We start from the raw sequence: 6,071 nt of genomic DNA, 5'->3' as shown, positions 1-6,071 counted from the left end.
TTATGGCCAAGGCGAAATTTGAGCGGACGAAGCCGCACGTGAACGTAGGGACGATAGGGCACGTGGACCATGGGAAGACGACGCTTACGGCGGCGATCACGCTGGTGTTGTCGAAGGTGGGGAAGGCGACGTACAAGAAGTACGAGGAGATAGACAACGCGCCGGAGGAGAGGGAGCGGGGGATCACGATAAACACGGCGCACGTGGAGTACGAGACGGAGGCGCGGCACTATGCGCACGTGGACTGTCCGGGGCACGCGGACTATGTGAAGAACATGATTACGGGTGCGGCGCAGATGGACGGGGCGATACTGGTGGTTTCGGCGGCGGACGGGCCGATGCCGCAGACGCGGGAGCACATATTGTTGGCGCGGCAGGTAGGGGTGCCGTACATTGTGGTCTTTTTGAACAAGGCGGACATGGTGGACGATCCGGAGTTATTGGAACTGGTGGAGATGGAAGTACGGGAATTGCTGTCCACGTATGAGTTTCCTGGGGATGACGTACCGGTGGTGGTAGGTTCGGCGCTGAAGGCTTTAGAGTGTGGGTGTGGGAGCCGGGAGTGCGAGCACTGCAAGTGCATTTGGGAGTTAATGGACGCGGTGGACAACTACATTCCGACGCCGCAGCGGGAGATAGACAAGCCGTTTTTGATGCCCATAGAGGACGTGTTTAGCATAACGGGTCGGGGGACGGTGGTGACGGGTCGTGTAGAGCGCGGCACGGTGAAGGTAGGGGACGAAGTAGAGATAGTGGGTTTACGGGACAAGCCGATGAAGACGGTAGTGACCGGGGTAGAGATGTTCCGGAAGGTATTGGACCGTGGGGAAGCCGGGGACAACATAGGTTGTTTGCTGCGGGGGATAGAGAGGAAGGAAGTGGAGCGGGGGCAGGTGTTGGCGAAGCCTGGGAGCATCAAGCCGCACACGCATTTTCGGGCGGAGGTATACGTATTGACGAAGGAGGAGGGTGGGAGGCACACGCCGTTTTTCAGCGGGTATCGACCGCAGTTTTATTTCCGGACGACGGACGTGACGGGGACGATATACCTGCCGGAGGGCGTGGAGATGGTGATGCCTGGGGACAACGTGCAGCTGGAGATCAAGCTGATCACGCCCATAGCCATAGAGGAGGGGTTGCGGTTTGCCATCCGGGAGGGTGGCCGGACGGTGGGTGCCGGGGTGGTCACCTCCATCATCGAGTAAGCGGGCCGTGAGAAGTGGGGCGGGATATCTCCCACCCCCACTTCTCAATTTGCGTTTACGAAATGAACCCCTTTGAGGGCGGAGAGGAGGCGGACCTTTGAAAAAGCAAAAAATTCGCATCCGTCTTAAGGCCTACGACCACCACATCCTGGACCAGTCGGCCCAGAAGATTGTGGAGACGGCCCGGCGTACGGGTGCGCAGGTGGCGGGGCCCATCCCCCTGCCCACGGAAAGAAGCGTTTACACCATCCTGCGCTCTCCCCACAAGGACAAGGACTCGCGGGAGCAGTTTGAGATCCGCACCCACAAGCGCCTGATCGACATCCTGGAGCCCACCCCCAAGACGGTGGATGCCCTCATGAGGCTGGACCTGCCGGCAGGGGTGGACATTGAGATTAAACTCTAGAGGAGTTTTTATGAGGAGGTGTGGGCGGCATGCCCAAGGGCATCCTCGGCCGCAAGGTCGGCATGACCCAGATCTTTACGGAAGCCGGGGAAGCCGTGCCCGTAACGGTAATCGAGGCAGGGCCCTGTGTGGTCGTGCAGAAAAAGACCCCCGAGCGGGACGGCTACAGCGCCATACAGCTGGGCTTCGGGGCCGTCTCCGAAAAGCGGGTCAACAAGCCCCTAAAGGGGCACTTTGCCAGGGCCGGCGTGAGGCCCGTGCGTTTCCTGCGCGAGATCCGCGTGGATAACGTTGAGGAGTACCAGGTGGGGCAGGAGATCCGGGCGGACATCTTTTCCGTGGGGGAAAAGGTGGACGTGACGGGTACCTCCAAGGGCCACGGGTTTGCCGGCGGCATCAAGCGCCACGGCTTCCAGCGCGGCCCTATGGCCCACGGCTCCAAATACCACCGGCGCCCCGGTTCCCTGGGGGCCAAGGGCCCGGCCCGCGTTTTTAAAGGCAGGAAGCTGCCCGGGCATTACGGCGTGGAGCGGGTCACGGTACAGAACCTGGAAGTGATGCGCGTCGACCCGGAGCGCAACCTGCTGGCGGTGAAGGGTTCCGTTCCCGGTCCTCGTGGGGGCCTCCTGCTCATCAGGGAGGCCGTCAAGGCCAACAGGTAAGGCGTGGAAAGCAAAGGGGGAAAGAGCATGCTTACCGTTCCGGTATACAATACCAACGGGGACCAGGTGGGGGAGATAGAGCTGCGGGAGGACGTGTTCGGCGTTCCCCCGCACATACACGTGCTGCACGAAGCGGTGGTCTGGCAGCTGGCCCGCCGCCGGCGGGGTACCCACGACACGAAGACCCGCGGCGAGGTGCGCGGCGGCGGGCGCAAGCCCTGGCGCCAGAAGGGCACGGGAAGAGCGCGCCACGGCAGCATCCGCTCTCCCATCTGGCGCAAGGGCGGCATCGTGTTTGGCCCCCATCCCCGGGATTACAGCTACCGCTTGCCCAAGAAGGTCCGGCGTTTGGCCATGAGGTCGGCCCTTTCCGCAAAGGTGCGGGACGGCAAGCTGGTGGTGCTGGATGAGCTGAAGCTGGAGCAGCCCCGCACCAAGGAGATGATCCGCATCCTGGGTAACCTCAAGGTGAACGAGAAGGCGCTGGTGGTCACCGCGCAGCCGGAAGAAAACGTCTTCAAGTCGGCCCGCAACATTCCCGGCGTCAAGCCCACCGTGGCCGACAGCCTCAACGTTTACGACCTCCTGGCCCACCCCACGCTGGTCATTACCAAGGAGGCGGTGGCCAGGGTGCAGGAGGTGTTTGCCCCGTGAAGGACCCGCGGGACATTATCCTGCGCCCGGTGATCACGGAAAAGAGCATGGCCCTCATGGAGGAGAACAAGTACACCTTTATCGTCGACCCCCGGGCCAACAAGACGGAGATAAAGAAGGCCGTAGAGGCGCTTTTTAAAGTGAAGGTAGAAAAGGTCAACACCATGCGCGTTAAAGGCAAGACCAAGCGCGTGCGCAACATCGTGGGGAAAGAGCCGGACTACAAGAAGGCCATTGTCAAGCTGAAAAAAGGCGACCGGATCGAGCTGTTTGAAGGAGTATAGCGGGCAAAAGGCAGTTTAGTAGTTTTTAGGGAGGGAAACCCGGTGGGTATCAGGAAATACAAGCCCACGTCGCCGGGGCGCCGCTTTGTTACCGTCTCCACCTTTGAGGAGGTCACCAAGGAGAAGCCGGAAAAGTCCCTGGTGGTGCCGCTTAAAAAACATGCCGGGCGCAACAACCAGGGGCGGATCACCGTGCGGCACCGGGGCGGCGGCCACAAGCGCATGTACCGCATCATCGACTTCAAGCGGGACAAGGACGGCATTCCGGCCAAGGTGGTAAGCATTGAGTACGACCCCAACCGCTCGGCCCGCATTGCCCTCCTGCAGTACGCCGACGGGGAGAAGCGCTACATCCTGGCCCCGCTGGGTCTGGAGGTGGGCATGACGGTGGAGTCCGGCCCCCAGGCCGACATTAAGGTGGGCAACGCCCTGCCCTTAAGGAACATCCCGGTGGGCACGCTGGTGCACAACATCGAGCTCTACCCGGGTGCCGGCGGCCAGGTGGTGCGCTCGGCGGGCGCGGCCGCCCAGGTGATGGGCAAGGAAGGCAAGTACGCCGTCGTCCGCATGCCTTCCGGCGAGATGCGCCTGTTTCTTTTGGACTGCAAGGCTACCGTGGGACAGGTGGGCAACGTGGAGCACGAGAACATTACCATCGGCAAGGCCGGGCGGGCCCGCTGGATGGGCATCAGGCCGACCGTGCGGGGTTCGGCCATGAACCCGGTGGACCACCCCCACGGCGGCGGCGAGGGGCGGCACCCCATTGGGCGCCACCCGGTTACTCCATGGGGCAAGCCGGCCCTCGGCGTGAAGACCCGCAAGAAGAAGCCCAGCGACCGGTTGATCCTCAAGCGCAGGGGCTAGCGGTGAAAGGAGGTAGGCGCTGGCTTTATGGGACGTTCCTTAAAAAAGGGGCCTTACTGTGACCCCAAGCTGTTAAAGAAAATCGAGGAAATGAATGCCAAGGGGGAGAAGCGGGTGATTAAGACCTGGTCCCGCCGCTCCACCATCCTTCCCCAGATGATCGGCCACACCATAGCCGTTTACGACGGGCGCAAGCACGTGCCCATCTACATCACCGAGGAGATGGTGGGGCACAAGCTGGGCGAGTTTGCGCCCACCCGCATCTTCCGCGGTCACGGCGCCCACACGGAAAGATCCACGGCGCTAAAGTAAGGGGGTTTGGGGCATGGAAGCCAGGGCAGTAGCCAGGTACGTGCGCATTTCGCCGCAGAAGGTGCGCCAGGTAGTCAACCTCATCCGGGGAAAGGATGTAAAGGAGGCGCTGGCCATCCTGCGGTTTACCCCCAAGAGGGCCGCCCTGCCGGTGGCCAAGGTGATCAAGTCCGCGGTGGCCAACGCGGAGCACAACTACGACATGAATCCCGACCGGCTCTACATTGCCCAGGCCTACGTGGACCAGGGGCCGACCTGGAAGCGGTGGCGGCCCCGGGCTTACGGGCGGGCGGACATAAGACGGCGGCGCACCAGCCACATTACCATTGTGGTCAAAGAAAGGGAATAGACGGGAAAGGAGGGGAAACGTGGGACAAAAAGTCCATCCCAAGGGGCTCCGCCTGGGCATCATTAAAGACTGGGACGCCAAGTGGTTTGCCGATAAAAGGAACTTTGCCAACCTTCTCATCGAGGACGTCAAGATCCGCCGCTACATCAAGGAGAAGCTTTACGCCGCGGGCATTTCCCGCATTGTCATTGAACGGGCGGCCAACCGCGTGCGGGTGACCATCCATACGGCCAAGCCGGGGATTGTCATCGGGCGCGGCGGGGCGGAGGTGGAGAACCTGCGCAAAGAGCTGGAGAAGATGACCGGCAAGCAGGTCCACCTCAGCATCGTGGAGATCAAGGTGCCGGAGCTGGACGCCCAGCTGGTGGCCGAGAACATTGCCGCCCAGCTGGAAAAGCGGGTGGCTTTCCGCCGCGCCATGAAGCAGGCCGTGGCCCGCGCCATGCGCATGGGCGCCAAGGGCATTAAGGTCTGCGTGGGCGGGCGGCTGGCCGGGGCGGAAATTGCCCGCACCGAGTGGTACAGCGAGGGCAAGGTGCCCCTGCACACCCTGCGGGCGGACATAGATTACGGCTTTGCGGAGGCCGATACCACCTACGGCAAGATCGGGGTTAAAGTTTGGATTTACAAAGGGGAAGTTCTGCCGGAGCCCAAGGAGCAAAAGGCTGCTGCCGGCCAGGGAGGAGAGTAAAGCCTATGCTCATGCCCAAAAGAGTGAAGTACCGCAAGCAGCACCGGGTGCGCAACTTGAGCGGCCGCGCTAAAAGGGGGACCGAGGTTCACTTCGGGGAGTACGGGCTGCAGGCCCTGGAGCCGGCCTGGATCACCAGCCGCCAGATTGAAGCGGCCCGGGTGGCCATAACCCGGCACATCCGCCGCGGCGGGAAGGTGTGGATCAGGATTTTCCCCGACGTGCCGGTGACGGCCAAGCCGGCGGAAACCCGCATGGGCAGCGGTAAGGGTTCCCCCGAATACTGGGTAGCCATTGTCAAACCCGGGCGCATCCTCTTTGAAGTGGCCGGCGTGGACGAGGAAGTGGCCCACGAAGCTCTGCGCCTGGCCTCGCACAAGTTGCCCATTAAAACCAGGGTCGTCAAGCGCGGGGAGTGATGGAAAGTGAAAGCCAGGGACTTAAGGCAGCTCTCCGACGAGGAGTTGCTGAAAAAACTTCACGACTCCAAAGAGGAACTGTTCAAGCTGCGTTTTCAGCTGGCCACCAACCAGCTGGATAACCCCATGAAGATCCGGGAAGTGCGCCGCAACATCGCCCGCCTCAAGACCATTCTCCGGGAGCGGGAACTGGGGATTGAGCGGCGGGCCAACTAAAAGGGGGAG

At 62.0% G+C, this 6,071-nt stretch carries 11 protein-coding genes; all 11 read left to right on the top strand.

Features of this window, described 5'->3' with window-relative positions; genetic code table 11:
• Positions 1-2 precede the first annotated feature (2 nt).
• The 11 genes from tuf to rpmC all read left to right on the top strand — a co-directional run bounded on the left by tuf (position 3) and on the right by rpmC (position 6,062).
• Positions 3-1,205, top strand: a complete 1,203-nt coding sequence (gene tuf, locus G454_RS0110495) for an elongation factor Tu (RefSeq protein ID WP_027718597.1) — start codon at positions 3-5, stop codon at positions 1,203-1,205.
• Between the two features lie 97 nt (positions 1,206-1,302).
• Positions 1,303-1,611, top strand: a complete 309-nt coding sequence (gene rpsJ, locus G454_RS0110485) for a 30S ribosomal protein S10 (RefSeq protein WP_027718596.1) — start codon at positions 1,303-1,305, stop codon at positions 1,609-1,611.
• Positions 1,612-1,640: 29 nt separating this feature from the next.
• Positions 1,641-2,273: a 50S ribosomal protein L3 gene (gene rplC / locus G454_RS0110480; RefSeq protein WP_027718595.1), complete on the top strand. Its 633-nt coding sequence runs from the start codon at positions 1,641-1,643 to the stop codon at positions 2,271-2,273.
• Between the two features lie 27 nt (positions 2,274-2,300).
• Positions 2,301-2,927 carry a 50S ribosomal protein L4 gene (gene rplD / locus G454_RS0110475; RefSeq protein ID WP_027718594.1) on the top strand — a complete coding sequence of 209 codons (627 nt, stop codon included), beginning with the start codon at positions 2,301-2,303 and terminating at the stop codon, positions 2,925-2,927.
• A complete protein-coding gene (gene rplW, locus G454_RS0110470) occupies positions 2,924-3,211 on the top strand; it encodes a 50S ribosomal protein L23 (protein ID WP_027718593.1) in 288 nt (95 codons plus the stop codon). Before rplD ends, rplW begins: the two co-directional genes overlap by 4 nt.
• 42 nt (positions 3,212-3,253) lie before the next feature.
• Complete coding sequence (gene rplB / locus G454_RS0110465; protein WP_027718592.1) at positions 3,254-4,075, top strand: 50S ribosomal protein L2; 822 nt, start codon at positions 3,254-3,256, stop codon at positions 4,073-4,075.
• A 27-nt stretch (positions 4,076-4,102) separates the two neighbouring features.
• Complete coding sequence (gene rpsS, locus G454_RS0110460; protein ID WP_027718591.1) at positions 4,103-4,387, top strand: 30S ribosomal protein S19; 285 nt, start codon at positions 4,103-4,105, stop codon at positions 4,385-4,387.
• 13 nt (positions 4,388-4,400) lie between these two features.
• Positions 4,401-4,736, top strand: a complete 336-nt coding sequence (rplV, locus tag G454_RS0110455; RefSeq protein ID WP_027718590.1) for a 50S ribosomal protein L22 — start codon at positions 4,401-4,403, stop codon at positions 4,734-4,736.
• Between the two features lie 19 nt (positions 4,737-4,755).
• Positions 4,756-5,427, top strand: a complete 672-nt coding sequence (rpsC, locus tag G454_RS0110450) for a 30S ribosomal protein S3 (RefSeq protein WP_027718589.1) — start codon at positions 4,756-4,758, stop codon at positions 5,425-5,427.
• Positions 5,428-5,432: 5 nt separating this feature from the next.
• Positions 5,433-5,846 carry a 50S ribosomal protein L16 gene (gene rplP / locus G454_RS0110445; protein WP_027718588.1) on the top strand — a complete coding sequence of 138 codons (414 nt, stop codon included), beginning with the start codon at positions 5,433-5,435 and terminating at the stop codon, positions 5,844-5,846.
• A 6-nt stretch (positions 5,847-5,852) separates the two neighbouring features.
• Positions 5,853-6,062 carry a 50S ribosomal protein L29 gene (gene rpmC, locus G454_RS0110440; RefSeq protein ID WP_027718587.1) on the top strand — a complete coding sequence of 70 codons (210 nt, stop codon included), beginning with the start codon at positions 5,853-5,855 and terminating at the stop codon, positions 6,060-6,062.
• The last annotated feature ends 9 nt before the right edge of the window (positions 6,063-6,071 follow it).

Origin of the sequence: Desulfovirgula thermocuniculi DSM 16036, assembly GCF_000429345.1 — a bacterium.
In the GTDB taxonomy this organism is placed as follows: Bacteria; Bacillota; Desulfotomaculia; order Desulfotomaculales; family Desulfovirgulaceae; genus Desulfovirgula; species Desulfovirgula thermocuniculi.
Note: the sequence above shows the minus strand (reverse complement) of the source record. Positions and strands in the feature narration are given on the sequence as shown.